Consider the following 17,818-nt stretch of genomic DNA (forward strand, 5'->3'; position numbering starts at 1 on the left):
TCACAGGCAGCCGTATGATCATGCGGCTACGCTCGATCGGCGCGGATCTTGTCCGCCGCATCCCACGCACGTCCATTCGCACACTGAGGGCACATGATGAAATCGGTCTGGCTGATGCTGGCGCTCGGCGTCACACTCACCGGCATGAACCCTGCTCATGCCCAGAATGACAAACCCGCCAAGGCGCCCGCGGACACCCAGGCGACCGACGATCCCTACCTGTGGCTGGAGGACATCCACGGCACCCGCTCGATGGACTGGGTGAAGCAGCAGAATGCGGTGACGACGAAACAGTTCGTCGACAATGCCGAGTTCACCAGGACCCGCGACAGCATCCTCGAGGTACTCGACTCGGATGCGCGCATTCCCGAGGTCAGCCGGATGGACGGCTGGCTGTACAACTTCTGGCGCGACCAGGCGCATCCACGCGGCATCTGGCGGCGCACCACGCTGGACGAATACCGCAAGGCCGAGCCGAAGTGGCAGCTGCTGCTGGATATCGATGCGCTGAACAAGGCCGAGAACAAGCGCTGGGTATTCAAGGGCGTGCAGTGCCTGAAGCCGAAGTTCGACCGCTGCCTGATCTCGCTGTCGCCGGACGGTGGCGATGCGGTGAACGTGCGCGAGTTCGACATCGCCGACAGGTCCTTCGTGAAGGGCGGCTTCGACCTGCCGGTGGCCAAGACCGAGGTCGACTGGATCGACGACAACACGATCTACGTCGGTACCGACTTCGGCCCCGGCTCGATGACCGAGTCGAGCTATCCGCGCATCGTCAAGCAATGGAAGCGCGGCACACCGCTCTCGTCCGCCGTGACCGTGTACGAGGGCAAGCCGACCGATCTTGCGGTCAGCGCCTCGCACGACCGTACGCCAGGCTACGAGCGCGACTTCGTTTCCGTCGCCAAGGATTTCTTCCACAGCGAGCTGTACCAGCGCAGCGGCGACAAGCTCACTCGCGTCGACGTACCGACCGACGCCAGTGCCGATGCCCATCGGGAGTGGTTGCTTGTATTGACGCGCTCGCCGTGGACAGTCGGTGGGTCCACTTATCCATCGGGCGCCCTGCTGGCGACGAAGTTCGACGACTTCATGGCCGGCAAGCGGGCCTTCAGCGTGTTGTTCAAGCCGGATGCGCATACCTCACTGGCTTCGTACAACTGGACCCGGCATCACCTGATCCTCGACGTGCTGGACGACGTCAAGAGCCGGCTGGAAGTATTGACCCCGCCGCTGATGGAGACGCCCGAGGGCGACTGGAAGCGCGAGGCGATGCCGGGCGCACCGGCAATGAGCACGATCGGCGTGGTCGACACCGACCCGGATCACAGTGACGAATACTGGCTCGGCGTCACCGGCTTTCTCACGCCGTCGTCGCTGCAGCGCGGCGTGCTCGGCAACGTGCCGGCCGAGACCATCAAGCACGAACCCGCGTTCTTCGATGCCGCGAAGTTCGAGGTCAGCCAGCACTTTGTCAGCTCGAAGGACGGGACCCGCGTGCCGTACTTCGAGATCGCCCCGAAAGGCATGAAGCTGGATGGTTCCAACCGCACCCTCTTGTACGGTTACGGCGGTTTCGAAGTCTCGCTGCAGCCACATTACAGCGGCAGCATCGGCCGCGCATGGCTGAACCGTGGTGGCGTCTATGTCGTGGCCAACATCCGCGGCGGCGGCGAGTACGGCCCGCAATGGCACCAGGCTGCACTGAAGGCGAATCGCCCGCGGGCCTACGAAGACTTCGCCGCGGTGGCCGAGGATCTGGTCAAGCGCGGCGTGACCTCCGCCAAGCATCTCGGTGCCGAGGGCGGCAGCAACGGCGGCCTGCTGATGGGCAACATGCTGACGATGTACCCCCAGCTGTTCGGCGCGATCGCCAGCGAGGTGCCGCTGCTCGACATGAAGCGCTACAGCCACCTGTCCGCGGGTGCGTCGTGGATGGCCGAGTATGGCAATCCGGATACCGCCGACTGGAACTTCATCAAGACCTTCTCGCCGTACCAGAACCTGCACAAGGACGCGCACTATCCGCCGGTGCTGTTCTACACCACCACCAGCGACGACCGCGTCGGCCCGGTGCAGGCACGCAAGATGGCCGCGAAGATGCAGGCGATGGGCATTTCGAACGTGTGGTTCTACGAGAACCTCGAAGGCGGCCATGGCGCCGGCGCCGACAACAAGCAGGCGGCGCTGATGCACGCGCTGGCTTACGACTTCCTGTGGGACCAGTTGAAATAAGGCCACCCTCGCCGTCAGCCTTCCACGCGAGCCGGCTGTTGCCGGCTCGCGTCATTGGGATACCCGTCGAACTTCGCCTGCCGCCGTGCGTGAAGTAACCTTTCAACCTCCTCGATCCACGCGCATCGCCATGCACCCACGCACCACGATCAGCCCCGAACTGCGCGAATGGATTCTCGCCACCACGCGAGCCGGACATGGCGTGCCGGACGTGCTCAAGCTGATGAAGGACAACGGCTACGACCCGCGGCAGAGCCGCAGCATCGTCGCCGAAGTGCTGAAACTGCCGCTGGCTGCCTTGCTCGCCGGCACCGACAAGGCGGCTCCGCAAGGACTGCGCACAACGCCACCCGAGGCGCCCACCGTCACCGTCAACGGCCACGCGGTCCATGTCACGCTCAGCGTCGACACCCCGACGCTGCGCGTGCTGGACGGCATCCTCACCGAACAGGAGTGCACCGAGCTGATCGCGCTGGCGCAGCCTCGAATGCAGCGCGCGCTCACCGTCGATCCCGAAGGCAAGCAGCAGGTGGATCAGCGGCGCACCAGCGAAGGCATGTTCTTCAGGCTGAACGAGCTGCCACTGGTCGGCCGGATCGAGCAACGGCTGGCGGCCCTGCTAGGCATGCCGGTGGCCCACGGCGAGGGGCTGCAAATCCTGCATTACCTGCCCGGCCAGGAATATGAACCGCATTTCGACTGGTTCGATCCGGAGCAGCCCGGCTACGGCCCGGTCACCGAGATCGGCGGCCAGCGCATCGCCAGCGTGGTGATGTATCTGAATACGCCGGAGCAAGGCGGCGGCACCGCCTTCCCCGAGATCGGCTTGACGGTCACCGCGCGACGCGGCTCGGCCGTCTATTTCGCCTATGAAACTGGCGACCGCAGCTCGTTGCATGCCGGCCTGCCGGTGCTGCGCGGCGAGAAGTGGATCGCCACCAAATGGCTGCGCGAACGCCCCTTCCGTAAGTAACCACGGGCATAAGCCCTCCTGCTGATCTTCGCTTTATTGCTGCGACGCAGCAGCGTTTGGCGTATCCTTGCAGGCCAACTTTCTCATCAGTGCAAGGACATCCCATGGGTCTGCATCTTGTCTCCGCCGGCCGCGACGTGCCGAACGAAATCAACGTCGTCATCGAAATTCCCAAGGATGCCGAGCCGGTCAAGTACGAGGTGGAGAAGGAAAGCGGCGCGATCTTCGTCGACCGCATCCTGTCCACTCCGATGCGTTACCCGTGCAACTACGGCTATGTGCCGGGCACCCTGGGCGGCGACGGCGATCCGCTGGACGCGCTGGTGATCCTGCCGCTGTCGCTGATCCCCGGTTCGGTGATCCGCTGCCATCCGGTCGGCATGCTGAAGATGACCGACGAGGCCGGCAGCGACGAGAAGCTGATCGTGATCCCGTCGCCCAAGGTGTTCCCGGGCTATGCGCACATCAACGACATGAAGGGCGTTTCGCCGCACTGGCTGGAGCGCATCGGCCACTTCTTCGAGCACTACAAGGACCTGGAGAAGGGCAAGTGGGTGAAGGTCGAAGGCTGGGCCGGCGCCGATGAGGCGAAGGCAGAGATCCTGGCCGGTGTCGAGCGTTACCAGGCAAGCCAGCCTGCCAAGGCCTGAGGCCTGACCGATCGGCGGCGCGCCCCCCTTCAACGGTGGCGCGTCCGCTCCCACGGCGGAACCTCACCCAGCCGTTCGGCCAGAAAATCGACGAAGGCGCGTACTCGCGGCGGCACCAGCCGACGCTGCGGCATCACCGCGTAGATACCGGTTTCCACGATCGGATAATCCGGCAGCACGACGTGCAGCCGCTGCGCACGCAGTTCCTCATGCACATGCCAGACCGAGTGCAGGGCAATGCCAAGCCCGGCCACCACGGCATCTCGCAGCAGTTCACCCAGATTGCTTTCGAAACGCCCGTGCACTCGCTGCGCGATTTCGCCGCCCTTGCCATCACCGAAATGCCACACGTCCTGTCGACCCTGACTGCCGACCAGCAACAGGCAGTCGTGCTCAGCCAGATCCGCTGGCGCGCGTGGCGTGCCGTGTCGACGCAGGTAATCCGGTGACGCACACAGCACGCGCTGGTTCGCCGCCAGCTTGCGCGCCACCAGGCCGGAGTCGCCCAGCGCACCGACGCGTATCGCCAGATCGAAACCGGAGGCCACCAGATCCAGCATCTGGTCGTTGAGGTTGACGCTGAGCTTCACCCGCGGGTGCAGGTCCAGGAATTCCGGCAGCAAGGGTGAAACATACTGACGACCGAACGAGGCCGACATGGTGACTCGCAAGGTACCGGTAACCTCGGTGGCGCTCTGGCGCAGGCCACCGGTCAACGCTTCCAGGTCCTCCACCAGGACCCGACCTCGCTCGGCCAGTGCCACCCCCTCCGGTGTCGGGTGCAGCTGGCGCGTGGTCCGATGCAGCAGGCGCACGCCGAGGTCGCGCTCCAGCCGTTTCAGGCGCTGGCTGGCCACCGCCACCGACAGGTCCAGGCTGCGTGCAGCCGCGCTGATCGAGCCCAGATCGAGTACGCGCAGAAACAGGCTGAGGTCGCCGACGCGATCCATGATTATCAATCATTTGTTGAAAATTATTAGCCATGCTGCGGGTTTTTCAAAAGGATGTCACGGCCTAGCCTGTTGCATCGCAATATTCCGGACACCTCGTCATGGCCATCCCTGCCAACTCCAAACCCCGCACGCCGCTGGCGATTTATGCACTGACGGTCGGCGCGTTCGGCATCGGCACCACCGAATTCGTGATCATGGGTTTGTTGATGCAGGTCGCCGCCGACCTGCATGTCAGCATCACCGCCGCCGGCCTGCTGATCTCCGGCTATGCGCTGGGCGTGTTCGTCGGTGCACCGCTGCTCACCGTGGCGACCAGCCGGATGCCGCGCAAGGCGGTGTTGGTGGCGCTGATGGTGATCTTCACGCTGGGCAACCTCGCCTGTGCGCTGGCGCCGGATTACCCGCTGCTGATGCTCGCGCGGGTGATCACCTCGCTGGCGCACGGCACCTTCTTCGGTGTCGGCGCGGTGGTGGCCACCGGTCTGGTTCCTGCCGACCGCAGGGCTTCGGCGATCTCGATCATGTTCACCGGGCTCACCGTGGCGACCCTGCTCGGTGTGCCGGCTGGCGCCTGGCTGGGCCTGCACTTCGGCTGGCGCGCCACGTTCTGGGCGGTGAGCGCGATCGGCGTGATCGCCACCCTCGTGATCGCCACCCAGGTGCCGCCCGGTCACGCCGACACCGCGCCGATTGCGGTGCGCGAGGAATTGAAGGCGATCGCCCGTCGGCCGGTACTGCTCGGCTTGTTGATGACGGTGCTGGGTTTCGCCGGCGTGTTCACGGTCTACACCTACATCCAGCCGATTCTCACCCAGGTCAGCGGATTCGGCGAAAGCGCGGTATCGCCGATCCTGCTGGTGTTCGGCGTCGGCATGATCGCCGGCAACCTGCTCGGTGGCCGCCTCGCCGATCGCCGATTGATGCCTGCCTTGTTGCTGACACTGGCGACACTGGCGGCGGTACTGGGCGTGATGGGTTTTGTCCTGCATAACCAGATGCTGACGGTGATCTTCACCGGCTTGCTCGGCGTGGCTGCGTTCGCCACTGTGCCGCCGCTGCAGCTATGGGTGCTGCACAACGCCGAAGGCGCGCAGAGTTTGGCTTCCAGCCTCAATATCGGCGCCTTCAATCTCGGCAATGCGCTGGGTGCGTGGCTCGGCGGCGTGGTGATCGAGCACGGCCCCGGCCTCGGCGCGGTGACCTGGGTCGCAGCCCTCGTCACACTGCTGGGTCTCGTTGCCGCCGCCAGCGGCTCGCGACTGGAAAGCGCGCGCCAGTGCGCATTGCCCGGCGCCGCGTGCGCATGTACCGAGGTCTGAAGGCGTGGACATTCCGACTCCCCTCAGCCACCTTGTCCTTCCGTCACGCACAGATACGCGATGCGATGCCACCTGCACCATCCCGCCGTCTTGGCGGTGCCACCCGTGTTGAAATGACCCGTTTGCCGAATGCAATCCGCCGGCCGCCCGGATTGCTTCTCCATGCCACATCGGCGCCATTGGAGTTCCGCCATGAAAGCCGTCGCCCTCACCCGCTATTTGCCCGTCGACAACCCCGAATCCCTGGTCGATGTCGAGCTCCCCAAACCGGTTGCCGGCGTACACGATCTGCTGGTTCGCGTCGCCGCCGTCTCGGTGAATCCGGTCGACACCAAGATCCGCTCGCCGAAACCGCAGGTCGAGGCGCAGCCGAAAGTGCTCGGCTATGACGCCGCCGGTACGGTCGAAGCGATCGGCACTGACGTCACCGGCTTCAAGCCGGGCGACCGCGTGTACTACGCTGGCGATGTCACCCGCCCGGGCAGCAATGCCGAGTACCAGGTGGTCGATGCGCGACTGGTCGGCCATGCGCCACAGTCGCTGGATCTGGCCGACGCGGCGGCGCTGCCGCTGACGGCGATCACGGCATGGGAACTGCTGTTCCAGCGCATGCCGTTCGACAGCGAGCACGGTGGCGAAGGCAAGTCACTGCTGGTCATTGGTGGTGCCGGCGGTGTCGGTTCGATCGCGATACAGCTGGCGCGTCGCGCCGGCTTCACGGTGATTGCCACGGCCTCGCGTCCCGAGACCATCGCGTGGTGCCGCACGATGGGCGCGCAGCATGTGATCAATCATCGTGAGCCGTTGGCGCCGCAACTGGCCGCGTTGGGTTTCACGCAGATTGATGCAGCGATCAATCTCGCCGACACCTCGCGTTACTGGGAACCGCTGGGCGAGTTGCTGGCGCCGCAAGGCCATGTTGGCCTGATCGTGGAGCCCAGTGGCGCGCTTAAGATTGGCGACCCGTACAAGGCCAAGTGCATCGGCATCCACTGGGAAATGATGTTCGCCCGCCCGCGCTTCAAGACGGCGGATCAGGCCGAGCAGGGACGCATTCTCGAGCGCATCGCGGTATTGATCGATGCCGGCGAACTGCGCGGCACGCGTACCGAAACGCTGTCACCGATCAATGCCACGAATCTGCGCGAGGCGCATCGCCGACTGGAGTCAGGCACGACGATCGGCAAGCTGGCTTTGGCCGGTTGGTGATCACTGTCGAATGACGGCTGGCACGCAGACGCGCGCCGGCCGCACCGATTCGATCAACCGCGTTTGGTCGCCGGCTTCTTGTCCGGCGCCGGCTTGGCCGGCTCGCCTTTCTTGCCCAGCTGCTCCAGCAAGGTGTTCATGTCTTCGGCGTGCTCCTCTTCCATCGCGAGAATGCCTTCCAGCATCCGCCGCGTGGTCGAGTCGTCCGTGCCGATGTAGTTGATGATCTCGCGATAGCTGTCGATCGCGATGCGTTCGGCGACCAGGTTCTCCTTGATCATGTCGACCAGGTCGTCGCCCTCGACGTAGTCGGAATGACTGCGGCTGAGCAGGCCGTCCGGAGACAGGTTCGGCTTGCCGTCGAGCTGGGTGATGCGTTCGGCGATCAGGTCGGCGTGCGCCTGCTCCTCGTTCGCATGCTGCAGGAACTCGGCCTTGACGCTTTGCGAGTTGATCCCCGACGCCATGTAGTAGTGGTACTTGTAACGCAGCACGCAGACCAGTTCGGTCGCCAGCGCATGGTTGAGCAGCTTGACCACGGTAGCGCGGTCGGCGCTGTAGCCCGCGGTCATCGCGCCTTTTTCGATGTCCTTGCGGGCGCGCTTGCGGATGTTCTCGATGTCGCTGACGAACGGCTTGCTCTTGGCCATGGCTTGCTCCGGCGAACGTGGGAAGGTGGCACCGACGGCACCCATCAATGCCGTGACAGTCCGCCGAGCGTAAGTGCGGGCGTGAAAAAGCCAGGTGATGGTAACCTCACCTGGCTGGGATTCACCGCATGACGCTTCGTTTGATCAGGCCTTGTGATACACCTCGGCGCCGGTCGCGCGGAACTCGGCCGCCTTCTCGGCCATGCCTTCGTCGATCGCCTCGAAGGCCTCGACGCCATGCTCAGCGGCGTAGTCGCGCACGTCCTGGGTGATCTTCATCGAGCAGAACTTCGGGCCGCACATCGAGCAGAAGTGCGCACTCTTGTGCGCATCCTTCGGCAGGGTTTCGTCGTGAAATTCCTTGGCCTTCTCCGGATCCAGACCCAGGTTGAACTGGTCGTCCCAGCGGAACTCGAAGCGTGCCTTGCTCAGCGCGTTGTCGCGCACCTGCGCACCCGGATGGCCCTTGGCCAGATCCGCCGCATGCGCGGCGATCTTGTAGGCGATGATGCCGTCACGCACGTCCTGCTTGTTCGGCAACCCGAGATGTTCCTTCGGCGTCACGTAGCAGAGCATCGCGGTGCCGAACCAGCCGATCATCGCCGCGCCGATCGCGCTGGTGATGTGGTCGTAGCCCGGCGCGATGTCGGTGGTCAGCGGCCCCAGCGTGTAGAACGGCGCCTCGCCGCACTTCTCCAGCTGGCGATCCATGTTTTCCTTGATCAGGTGCATCGGCACGTGGCCGGGACCTTCGATCATCACCTGCACGTCGTGCTTCCAGGCGATCTGGGTCAGCTCGCCCAAGGTGTCCAGCTCACCGAACTGCGCGGCATCGTTGGCATCCGCGATGCAGCCCGGACGAAGGCCATCGCCAAGACTGAAGGATACATCGTACGCCTTCATGATCTCGCAGATCTCTTCGAAATGCGTGTAGAGGAAGTTCTCCTTGTGATGCGCCAGGCACCACTTGGCCATGATCGAGCCGCCGCGCGAGACGATGCCGGTGACGCGCTTGGCGGTCAGCGGCACGAAACGCAGCAGCACGCCGGCGTGGATGGTGAAGTAATCCACGCCCTGCTCGGCCTGCTCGATCAAGGTGTCGCGATAGATTTCCCAGGTGAGGTTCTCGGCCACGCCATCAACCTTCTCCAGCGCCTGGTAGATCGGCACGGTGCCGATCGGCACCGGCGAGTTGCGGATGATCCATTCGCGCGTCTCGTGAATGTGCTTGCCGGTGGACAGGTCCATCACGTTGTCCGCGCCCCAGCGGATCGACCACACCAGCTTCTCCACCTCCTCGGCGATGCCCGAGCTCACCGCGCTGTTGCCGATGTTCGCGTTGATCTTGGTGAGGAAGTTGCGGCCGATGATCATCGGCTCGCTTTCCGGATGGTTGATGTTGGCCGGGATGATGGCGCGGCCGCGCGCCACTTCGTCGCGCACGAACTCGGCCGTGATCAGCTTCGGCAGCGCGGCGCCGAACGACTGGCCCGGATGCTGGTCGAGCAGGGCACTACCTTTCAGTGCCTCGATCTTCTGGTTCTCGCGGATCGCGATGTATTCCATCTCCGGCGTGATGATGCCGCGCCGGGCGTAGTGCATCTGCGTCACGTTGGCGCCGGCCTTGGCCCGACGCGGCACACGGGTGGCGGCGAAGCGCAGCGGATCTAGCCTGGCATCGGTAGCGCGCTTGCGACCGAATTCGGAGCTTAGCCCGTCGAGCTGCTCGGTATCGCCGCGTTCGGCGATCCACGCGGCACGGTGTGCGGGCAGGCCGCTGGCCAGGTCAACCACATAGTCCGGATCGGTGTACGGGCCGGAGGTGTCGTAAACGGTGATCGGCGGATTCGCTTCGCCGCCGAACAGGGTCGGCGTCTGCGCCTGGCAGACCTCGCGCAGCGGCACCTTCAGGTCGGACCGGCTGCCCTGCACGTGGATCTTGCGCGAACCGGGGATCGGGCGAACAACGGCTTCGGAGAGTTCCTGCGCGGCGCGCGCAAGGTCGGAGGGTTGGGCATTCATCGGCAGGTGTCCGGCGTCTGTTGAAAGTTCCACACGTGAAAGTGCGGTTGCGAGCAACTCGCATGCAACAACAGAAGCGACGGCGCCGGACGCACGATGGCTGACCTCGTGCGACGAAGCTCCCTACACCGGTGCTAACCGGATCAGGTTCAAAGGGACTCTCTCAGCCGGCTTGCTGCCGGCACCCCCGCTTCAACCGGAGTATTCAAGCATGAAGCGGCGTGATCGGCGAGTGTCGTGGTTCAGCGCGTCTGATAGGCGCGCAGGAACATGGTGACGCCGGCCCGCGCGGTGGCCTCGATTTCCTGGGCATAGCTGTCGGGACAATCGGTACAGCCGAACATCTGGCGCATCATCAGATTGCCCTTGATCAGGGTGAGGAACTGCACGCAGGCACGCGGCACGTCCTCGATCTCCAGCTGGCCGGCGTCAACCGCCTGTTGCAGCAGACGTTCCATCAGGGCATGCGTGCGTGTCTCCCCTTCCTCCCAGATCAGCCGGCCATAGCGTGGATTGCCCTGCCGACAGTCGCTGAGAATGGCCCGGAAGGTACCTACGGTTTCCGCATTGCAGTCCAGGTGGGCATGCGTCAACGCCACCCGCAGCAAGGTCTCGCGGATATCGACGTGTGCATCGAAGGCATACGTTTCCTCCGGCAGCAGATCCTGGATGCGCGAGCGGATCACCTCGCGGAACAAGTTGTCCTTGTCACCGAAATGGCTGTACACCGTGAGCTTGGACACCCCGGCGTCCGCTGCGATGGCATCCATGCTGGTGCCGGCAAACGCATTGCGGATGAACAGTGCCTTGGCCGCCGCCAGGATCGCCGCACGCTTCTCCATGTCCTTCGGGCGACCAGGACCTTGCTGGGAGCTGATTTGCGCGCTGATTGCCATGCCCGCACCTTCACAAATGAATAGCCAGACTTTATTATACGGCGCGGTTCAATTATTTTCCAGAACAGCTCTTCACCAGACTTCTCAACGCTCCATTCCGGAGCGATGGCGCGAGATGACGGCCGTCAGCTGCTCGCGATGACTTCCGGCACTTCGTGACCCGGATTACAAGCGGCAGGCTTGCCACCATTGCAGATCATCGTTGTGGGGCCAGGCTCAAGCGCTTATCCTTTTTGACCTTTTTCGATCCGCACGGGACTTCAGCAAATGGCTATGAACTTCGAACAGGCGCGTCTGAACATGGTGGAAAACCAGGTTCGCCCGTGGGAGGTGCTGGACGCCCGGGTGCTGGACGTCCTAAGCCGTGTACGCCGCGAGGATTTCGTCGATGCCGCGCACCGCCAGCTGGCCTTCGCCGACCTGTGCCTGCCGCTGGGCCATGGCGAGGTCATGATGAAGCCGGTGGTCGAAGGCCGCGTATTGCAGGCACTGGACTTGCAGCCGGCCGATCACGTGCTTGAAATCGGCACAGGCTCAGGTTTTCTCACCGCCTGCATGGCGGCACTGTCGGCCCAGGTGACCAGCCTGGACATCCACGCCGACTTCATTGCCGCCGCCACCCAGCGCCTGCTCGCCGCCGGCATCGCCAACACCGCCCTGGTCACTGGCGAAGCAGTCGAGGCCTGGCAGCCGCAGGGGCTGTTCGACGTGCTGGTGGCGACCGGCGCCGTGTCCGAAATTCCCCCACGCTGGCTGACCTGGCTCAAGCCCGGTGGTCGCGCGCTGGTCGTGCATGGCCAGTCGCCGGTGCAGCAGGTCACCTTGCTGACCCAGGAGGGCGCAGGCCGCTACCGCGAAGAAACCCTGTTCGAAACCGACCTGCCCTATCTGACTCACGCCGAACCAGCACAACGGTTTGTCTTCTGATTACGCCCCCGACCGATTTCCCACGAGGCAACCCATGCGTTTGAAGCTGCTCACCCTGGCCTTGGCACTGGCCGCCACTTCGCTGCCCAGTCATGGCGAAGATCTGCTCGATGCCTACCAGCAAGCGCGTGCCAACGACCCGGTGCTGGCGCAAGCCGATGCAACCCGCATGTCCACCGGCGAAGGTGTGGATCAGGCCCGTGCGCTGCTGCTGCCGCAGATTTCCGCCGGCATGACGCTGAGCCAGAGCAAGAGCTCGGGCAGCCAGACCTTCGAGGATCCGAACAATCCCGGCCAATTCATCAGCACCAGCGGTTTCGGCCATACCCGCACGCGGGACATCAGCGGCCAGCTCAGCCAGAGCGTGTTCGACTTCAGCAAGTACGCCAACCTCAAGGCTGCCCACTCCGCCGCAGCGGCACAGGACCAGACCTACCAGGCCGCCGTGCAGGACCTGTTCGTGCGCGTCACCACGGCCTATTTCACCGTGCTGACCGACGAGGATCAGCTGACCTTTGCCAAGGCCAACGAAGAAGCCCTCAAGCGGCAGTATGACCAGGCCGATCAGCAGTACAAGGTCGGCATTGCGGCGATTACCGGCTCCTACCAAGCCAAGGCCGCCTACGAGGCAGCCAAGGCCCAGACGATTGCCGCACAGAACACACTCGACAACGACCGCGAGGCGCTGAGCCAGATCACCGGCAAGCCGACCGGCGACCTGAAAAAGCTGCGCGATGACCTGCCGCTCACCCCGCCGGCGCCGAATGATCCGGATGAGTGGGTAAGGACCGCACTGGAATCCAACCCCAGCCTGCTCGCACAGAAGGACAACGTGGAGACGGCCGAGCACAACATTACTTCAGCCCGTGCCGGCCACCTGCCGACGATCAGCGCCAACCTCAGCTACGGCAAGAGCGCGAGCTGGTACCAGAACTCCGACATCCACTCGAACACCCCGGCCTCGACCACGATCGGGCTGACCCTGAGCGTGCCGATCTTCTCCGGTGGGCTCACCCAGTCGCAGGTGCGCCAATCGATCTACCAGCGCGATGCCGCCCAGGACTCGCTGGAATCCCAGCGCCGCCAGGTCAAGGCCAGCACGCTGAACTATTACCGCTCGGTGCTTTCCGGCATCGCCCAGGTGCAGTCGGGCAAGGCCTCCGTGCAATCGGGCCAGGAAGCGCTGGACGCCACCCGCGCCGGCTACTCGGTAGGCACCCAGACCATGACCGACGTGCTGCTGGCGATCCAGACCCTGACCTCGTCGGAGAGCAGCTATTCGCAGGCCCGCCACCAGTTCATCCTGAACAAGCTGCTGCTTAAACAGGCGGCCGGCACCGCCGACTTCAAGGATCTCGAAGAGATCAACGCGCTGCTGCAGTAAGCCACCTGCGCGCATCACATCAGCGCAACGGCCGGGCTCACCCCCGGCCGTTGGCTTTTGTGGCTACTCCTGCAGCAAGGCATCGATCAGCTGCATGATCCGCTTCACGGCACCACGTTCACGCTCGAACACCTGTTGTGCCGCGAGCCCCATACGCTCGCGTCGCGCCGCATCGCACAGCAGCTGCAGCAAGTCCGGACCGAGTTCGGCGCACCCTTTCACACGCAGGGCGCCCCCTTGCTGGATCAGGCTGTGCGTGATTTCCTGGAAATTGAAAGTATGCGGCCCGACCAGCACCGGAATGGACAAGGCCGCCGGCTCCAGCACGTTGTGGCCGCCGATCGGCACCAGACTGCCGCCCACGAAGGCCACATCGGCCGCCGCGAAGAACGGCATCAACTGACCCATCGCATCGATCAGGAACACCTGGGTGTGCTGCAGCGGAATACCGTCGACGCTGCGCGTGGCGACGTTGAAGCCCAGGCTGCGCACCGAATACTCGACCAGGCGGAAACGTTCCGGATGTCGAGGCGCCAGCAGCAGCAACGCGTCCGGCAAGTGCCTGAGTACCTGCAGGTGCGCCTCAAGCACCGCCTGCTCCTCGCCTTCATGCGTGCTCGCGGCCATCCACACCGGTCGCCGTGCTCCCCAATGTTCACGCATGACCGCACCATCGGCCACCGCGCCTTCCGGGATCGGCATGTCGAATTTCATGTTGCCGGCCACCACGATCTGCTGTGGATCAGCGCCGAGCAACCGGTAGCGTGCGGCATCCGTACGTGACTGCGCCGCAATCTGCCGCACGCAACGCAGCGCCGAACGCACCATGCCGCGCATCGGCTTGTAGCCGCGCATCGAGCGCTCCGACAGGCGCGCATTGACGATCATCAACGGGATGCCGCGACGGCGGCAGGCAAAATACAGGTTGGGCCAGATCTCGGTTTCCACGATCAGGGCAAGACGCGGCCGGATTTTCTTCAGGAAGCGCGCCACCGAATAAGGCAAGTCGTAGGGCAGGTAGACATGGAACACGCTGTCGCCAAACAGCTGGTGCACGCGTGCCGTGCCGGTTGGCGTCACCGTGGTGATCACCAGCGGCGCGTCCGGGTAATCCCGGCGCAGCGCCTTGATCAGCGGCTCGGCCGCATTCACCTCGCCCACCGACACGGCATGCACCCACAGGCTGCCGTTGAAGCCTGGCGCATGGAAGAATCCGAATCGCTCCGGCCAACGCCGGTGATAAGGCCGCGACCGCACGCCACGCGCAAGCAGTCGCAGCACCAGCAACGGCGTCACCAGGAACATCGCTAGGGTATAGAGATAGCGCAACAGTCGCTCCTTGCCGGCAACGCGCGAGTATAACGAGAGCGACCGCCACGAGCCTGTTTAGGTGCGGCCCGCTACAATGCCGACGATGCCCGGCATGTTCCGCCCCACCTTCACCCGCTCACTGCTTGCGCCGCGCCACTGGCCGGCATGGCTGGGCGTGGCCGTGATCTGGCTGATCGCGCAGCTGCCGCAGGCGGCGCTGCTGTGGCTCGGCCGCCGGCTCGGCGCGCTGGTGCTGCGCGTTCCGTCGCAACGGCGACACATTGCCGAAACGAATATCGCGCTGTGTTTTCCGGAACTCGATGCCGCCGCACAAGCCGCGCTGGTCGATGCCAACCTGCGCGACATCGGCATGATGCTGGTGGAATTCGCGCTGGGCTGGATGGGCAGCGATCGCCGCATGGCACGCATCCCGACCCGCATCGAGGGACTGCGGCACCTGGAAGCGGCGCGTGCGCAGAGCAAGGGAGTGCTGCTGGTGGGCGGCCACTTCTCGCACCTGGAGCTGTGCGCACGGCTGGTCTCGCAGCGCATCCGGATTGCCGGGATGTACCGGAAGATGGATTCGACGGTATTCGAGTGGACCGTGCTGCGCTCCCGGCTGCATTACGCCGAGGCGATGTTCGACAAGGACGACATCCGCGGCACGGTGAAATACCTGCGCGGCGGCGGTACGCTTTGGTATGCGCCGGACCAGGACATGCGCAGCAAGGACAGCGTGTTCGTGCCGTTCTTCGGCGTGCCTGCAGCCACCATCACCGCCACCCATCACCTGGCGCGGCTGTCCGGCGCGATAGTGATCCCGTTCTTCCACCGCCGCCTGCCCGGCAACCAGGGCTATGCACTGCGCCTGGGCGCGCCGCTGGCGGATTTCCCGAGCCCGGACGTGCTGGCCGATACCGCCCGCGTCAATGCCTGCATCGAGCAGATGGTGCGCGAGGCACCCGAGCAGTACCTGTGGGTGCACAAGCGCTTCAAGACGCGGCCGCCGGATACGCCGGCGGTGTACTGAGTTCGACAGGCGGGCGAAAGGCGGCCGCGTGTGAAATGGCGCCCGCCGTCCCACCAGCCTTATCCGCCATGCCCATCCATTCCTGCCCGCGCCAGCCGCGACCGCATCCGTGCGGCTGTGGCTGCCGGCGCGGCGTCGCTTGCCTGCAGCACACATCCTGCTTGAGGCGCTTAGCCGCATGAGCCACGATACGTTGCCGCGGGCCAACGCCCTGCCGATCCTCACCTACCACAACATCGCGCGCGCACCGCGCGGAATCCGCCGCTGGCGCAGCCTGTACGTGAGCCCCGGGGCGTTCGCGCGGCAACTGTGGCTGCTGCGCCGATTCGGCTACGCCGGGCTGTCCATGTCCGCCGCCATGCCCTATCTGCGCGGTGAACGCAGCGGCCGGGTCGCGGTGATCACCCTGGACGACGGCTATGCGGACAACCTCGAGCACGCCCTGCCGCTCCTGCAGCAACACGGCTTCAGCGCGACCTGTTACGTGGTCAGTGGCAGCATCGGCCAGTACAACCAGTGGGATGCCGAACGGCTTGGCGTGCGCAAGCCGCTGATGTCGGTGGAGCAGCTGCGCGAGTGGCATCGCGGCGGCATGGAGATCGGCGCGCATACCCACAGCCATCCTCGCCTGACTCAATGCAGCGACGTACAGCTGCGTGACGAGATCCACGGCAGCAAGGCGACGCTGGAGGATCGCCTCGGCATGCCGGTCACGCAGTTCTGCTATCCCTACGGCGATGCCGACCACCGCGTGGCCGGCGTGGTGCGCGAAGCGGGTTTCGCCGCTGCCACCACCACCGCGCGTGGCCGGGCCAGCGCCGGCATGGACCTGTGGCAGTTGCCGCGGGTGCAGATCGCCCGCCATCACCTGCTGCCACAGTTCGCCATGCGCGTGATGTCGGGTTATGAGGATCGCCGCGGGTGAAACTGCTCTTTGTCGGCACCAATCCCGAGAACACCGGGGCCGCCAGCCACTTCGTCGCCCTGGTGCAGGCCATGGCCGAAGCCGGACATGAGGTCAGTGCGGTGATCTATCCCGACGGCCTGATCTGGCAGGGACTGGCGCAGTCGCGGGTGCGGCTGTACAAGGCGAAATTCCGCAACGTGCTCGACCTGCGCGGCTATGCCGCCGTCTTCAAGGCCGCGCGGGATCTGAAACCCGACTGGCTGGTCGGCAATTTCGGCAAGGAATACTGGCCGCTGATCCTGGCCGGACGGTTGCTGGGCGTGCCGGTCGCACTGTTCCGACATCGCACGCCGCCCATGAAGCGACTTTCCGCCTACCTGATTCCGCGCCTCGCCCAACGCTTCTTCGCCGTTTCGCAACATGCACGCCAGGCTTACCTGGACCGCGGCACCCCGGAACACCTGGTACGCGTGCTGTACAACCCGGTCAACATGGAACTGTGCCGGTTCGATCCGCAGCAACGCAGCGAGATCCTGCGTTCGCTTGGAATCAGCGAGGACGCGATCGTGCTCGGTTATACCGGCCGCATGCACGACGGCAAGGGCATTTTCCCGCTGTTCGAAGCCGCCACCGCCGCCATGGCCGTGGAGCCACGATTGCACTGCCTGTGGCTGGGCGATGGACCGGATGCAGCGGCCCTGCGCGACCTCGCTGCCGCGCATCCCACCACGGGGCGACACCATTTCCCCGGCTGGATCCATGATGTCCATCCCTATTACAGCGCCTTCTCGATGCTGGCCTTCCCGTCGATCGCGACCGAAACCTTCGGACGGGTCTCGATCGAAGCACAGGCGGCCGGGATTCCTGTACTTGGCAGCGATATCGGTGGAATTCCCGAGACACTGCAGGCCGGCGTGACCGGGCTGCTGTTGCCCCCAGGCGACGTGTCCGCGTGGCGCGTGGCGATACTGAAGTTGTGCGACGCATCCGTGCGCGAATCGATGGGCGCGGCTGCACATCAATACGTGCAGCAACGCTTCAGCACTTGCGTGATCGCCAACGAGCTCCAGCGGATACTGGCCGAGGGCTGATGGCTTCATCGAGCCAATCCGAGGGCTGCCGCCAAGGCATGTACAAGTTTTATGGGTTCAAGCACCGCATGAGCCCGGCCACGATGCCGATGGCCGGACAAGGTGCTTGATCACCGGCGGCAGAATGAGGCCTACTTTCGCCACTGCAGCCGGCGGTCTTACCCCAGCAAAGACGCGATCTCCATGCAGCGGCTGCACATTGCTGTTCGAGCGGCCAGGATCAGCTTGGTTCTGGTCACCTCAGCCATCATGGCACCCCGG

15 protein-coding genes and 1 riboswitch are annotated in these 17,818 nt (G+C 64.7%); of the genes, 10 read left to right on the forward strand and 5 right to left on the reverse strand.

Annotated features, from left to right (window positions below):
* Positions 1-144 precede the first annotated feature (144 nt).
* The 3 genes from B0E46_RS11020 to ppa all read left to right on the forward strand — a co-directional run bounded on the left by B0E46_RS11020 (position 145) and on the right by ppa (position 3,858).
* Positions 145-2,235, forward strand: coding sequence for a prolyl oligopeptidase family serine peptidase (locus B0E46_RS11020; RefSeq protein WP_254425146.1), 2,091 nt, complete (start codon positions 145-147; stop codon positions 2,233-2,235).
* A gap of 130 nt (positions 2,236-2,365) precedes the next feature.
* Complete coding sequence (locus B0E46_RS11025) at positions 2,366-3,208, forward strand: 2OG-Fe(II) oxygenase (RefSeq protein WP_077555839.1); 843 nt, start codon at positions 2,366-2,368, stop codon at positions 3,206-3,208.
* Between the two features lie 104 nt (positions 3,209-3,312).
* Positions 3,313-3,858 (forward strand): inorganic diphosphatase, encoded by a 546-nt coding sequence (gene ppa, locus B0E46_RS11030; RefSeq protein WP_077555840.1) that lies wholly within the window; start codon positions 3,313-3,315, stop codon positions 3,856-3,858.
* 29 nt (positions 3,859-3,887) lie between these two features.
* Here the strand turns inward: ppa and B0E46_RS11035 are convergent, their stop codons facing one another.
* Positions 3,888-4,808: a LysR family transcriptional regulator gene (locus B0E46_RS11035; protein ID WP_077555841.1), complete on the reverse strand. Its 921-nt coding sequence runs from the start codon at positions 4,806-4,808 to the stop codon at positions 3,888-3,890.
* A 101-nt stretch (positions 4,809-4,909) separates the two neighbouring features.
* On the opposite strand from B0E46_RS11035, the gene B0E46_RS11040 reads away from it, so the two are divergent.
* Together B0E46_RS11040 and B0E46_RS11045 are read left to right on the forward strand one after the other, a co-directional pair.
* A complete protein-coding gene (locus B0E46_RS11040; RefSeq protein ID WP_077555842.1) occupies positions 4,910-6,130 on the forward strand; it encodes an MFS transporter in 1,221 nt (406 codons plus the stop codon).
* A gap of 192 nt (positions 6,131-6,322) precedes the next feature.
* On the forward strand, positions 6,323-7,339 hold the full coding sequence (locus B0E46_RS11045; protein WP_077555843.1) for a zinc-binding alcohol dehydrogenase family protein: 1,017 nt from the start codon (positions 6,323-6,325) through the stop codon (positions 7,337-7,339).
* 53 nt (positions 7,340-7,392) lie between these two features.
* Here the strand turns inward: B0E46_RS11045 and B0E46_RS11050 are convergent, their stop codons facing one another.
* The 3 genes from B0E46_RS11050 to B0E46_RS11060 all read right to left on the reverse strand — a co-directional run bounded on the left by B0E46_RS11050 (position 7,393) and on the right by B0E46_RS11060 (position 10,907).
* A complete protein-coding gene (locus B0E46_RS11050) occupies positions 7,393-7,989 on the reverse strand; it encodes a DUF892 family protein (protein WP_077555844.1) in 597 nt (198 codons plus the stop codon).
* A gap of 144 nt (positions 7,990-8,133) precedes the next feature.
* A complete protein-coding gene (gene thiC / locus B0E46_RS11055) occupies positions 8,134-10,011 on the reverse strand; it encodes a phosphomethylpyrimidine synthase ThiC (RefSeq protein ID WP_077555845.1) in 1,878 nt (625 codons plus the stop codon).
* Between the two features lie 103 nt (positions 10,012-10,114).
* A riboswitch (TPP riboswitch) is annotated at positions 10,115-10,210 on the reverse strand.
* 43 nt (positions 10,211-10,253) lie between these two features.
* Positions 10,254-10,907 (reverse strand): TetR/AcrR family transcriptional regulator, encoded by a 654-nt coding sequence (locus B0E46_RS11060; protein WP_077555846.1) that lies wholly within the window; start codon positions 10,905-10,907, stop codon positions 10,254-10,256.
* Positions 10,908-11,174: 267 nt separating this feature from the next.
* Between B0E46_RS11060 and B0E46_RS11065 the strand changes: the two genes are divergently transcribed.
* Both B0E46_RS11065 and B0E46_RS11070 read left to right on the forward strand, forming a co-directional pair.
* Complete coding sequence (locus B0E46_RS11065) at positions 11,175-11,834, forward strand: protein-L-isoaspartate O-methyltransferase (protein WP_077555847.1); 660 nt, start codon at positions 11,175-11,177, stop codon at positions 11,832-11,834.
* Positions 11,835-11,868: 34 nt separating this feature from the next.
* Positions 11,869-13,218 (forward strand): TolC family outer membrane protein, encoded by a 1,350-nt coding sequence (locus tag B0E46_RS11070; protein ID WP_077555848.1) that lies wholly within the window; start codon positions 11,869-11,871, stop codon positions 13,216-13,218.
* Positions 13,219-13,281: 63 nt separating this feature from the next.
* On the opposite strand, the gene waaA is transcribed toward B0E46_RS11070, so the two are convergent.
* Positions 13,282-14,547 carry a lipid IV(A) 3-deoxy-D-manno-octulosonic acid transferase gene (waaA, locus tag B0E46_RS11075; protein WP_077555849.1) on the reverse strand — a complete coding sequence of 422 codons (1,266 nt, stop codon included), beginning with the start codon at positions 14,545-14,547 and terminating at the stop codon, positions 13,282-13,284.
* A gap of 94 nt (positions 14,548-14,641) precedes the next feature.
* On the opposite strand from waaA, the gene lpxL reads away from it, so the two are divergent.
* From lpxL to B0E46_RS11090, 3 genes are all read left to right on the forward strand, one after another.
* Positions 14,642-15,559, forward strand: a complete 918-nt coding sequence (gene lpxL / locus B0E46_RS11080) for an LpxL/LpxP family Kdo(2)-lipid IV(A) lauroyl/palmitoleoyl acyltransferase (protein WP_254425127.1) — start codon at positions 14,642-14,644, stop codon at positions 15,557-15,559.
* A gap of 178 nt (positions 15,560-15,737) precedes the next feature.
* Positions 15,738-16,484, forward strand: coding sequence for a polysaccharide deacetylase family protein (locus B0E46_RS11085; protein ID WP_077555851.1), 747 nt, complete (start codon positions 15,738-15,740; stop codon positions 16,482-16,484).
* Positions 16,481-17,557: a glycosyltransferase gene (locus B0E46_RS11090; RefSeq protein WP_077555852.1), complete on the forward strand. Its 1,077-nt coding sequence runs from the start codon at positions 16,481-16,483 to the stop codon at positions 17,555-17,557. The genes B0E46_RS11085 and B0E46_RS11090 overlap by 4 nt, the downstream gene beginning before the upstream one ends.
* Positions 17,558-17,818 lie beyond the last annotated feature (261 nt).

Origin of the sequence: Rhodanobacter sp. B04, from assembly GCF_002001125.1 — a bacterium.
Taxonomy (GTDB): domain Bacteria; phylum Pseudomonadota; class Gammaproteobacteria; order Xanthomonadales; family Rhodanobacteraceae; genus Rhodanobacter.

Coding starts and splice junctions, on each gene's coding strand:
- B0E46_RS11025 (WP_077555839.1), top strand. CDS start 2,366: ATGCACCCACGCACCACGATCAGCCCCGAACTGCGCGAATGGATTCTC.
- B0E46_RS11050 (WP_077555844.1), bottom strand. CDS start 7,989: ATGGCCAAGAGCAAGCCGTTCGTCAGCGACATCGAGAACATCCGCAAG.
- B0E46_RS11065 (WP_077555847.1), top strand. CDS start 11,175: ATGGCTATGAACTTCGAACAGGCGCGTCTGAACATGGTGGAAAACCAG.
- B0E46_RS11070 (WP_077555848.1), top strand. CDS start 11,869: ATGCGTTTGAAGCTGCTCACCCTGGCCTTGGCACTGGCCGCCACTTCG.
- ppa (WP_077555840.1), top strand. CDS start 3,313: ATGGGTCTGCATCTTGTCTCCGCCGGCCGCGACGTGCCGAACGAAATC.
- B0E46_RS11045 (WP_077555843.1), top strand. CDS start 6,323: ATGAAAGCCGTCGCCCTCACCCGCTATTTGCCCGTCGACAACCCCGAA.
- lpxL (WP_254425127.1), top strand. CDS start 14,642: ATGTTCCGCCCCACCTTCACCCGCTCACTGCTTGCGCCGCGCCACTGG.
- B0E46_RS11040 (WP_077555842.1), top strand. CDS start 4,910: ATGGCCATCCCTGCCAACTCCAAACCCCGCACGCCGCTGGCGATTTAT.
- thiC (WP_077555845.1), bottom strand. CDS start 10,011: ATGAATGCCCAACCCTCCGACCTTGCGCGCGCCGCGCAGGAACTCTCC.
- B0E46_RS11020 (WP_254425146.1), top strand. CDS start 145: ATGAACCCTGCTCATGCCCAGAATGACAAACCCGCCAAGGCGCCCGCG.
- B0E46_RS11060 (WP_077555846.1), bottom strand. CDS start 10,907: ATGGCAATCAGCGCGCAAATCAGCTCCCAGCAAGGTCCTGGTCGCCCG.
- B0E46_RS11085 (WP_077555851.1), top strand. CDS start 15,738: ATGAGCCACGATACGTTGCCGCGGGCCAACGCCCTGCCGATCCTCACC.
- B0E46_RS11035 (WP_077555841.1), bottom strand. CDS start 4,808: ATGGATCGCGTCGGCGACCTCAGCCTGTTTCTGCGCGTACTCGATCTG.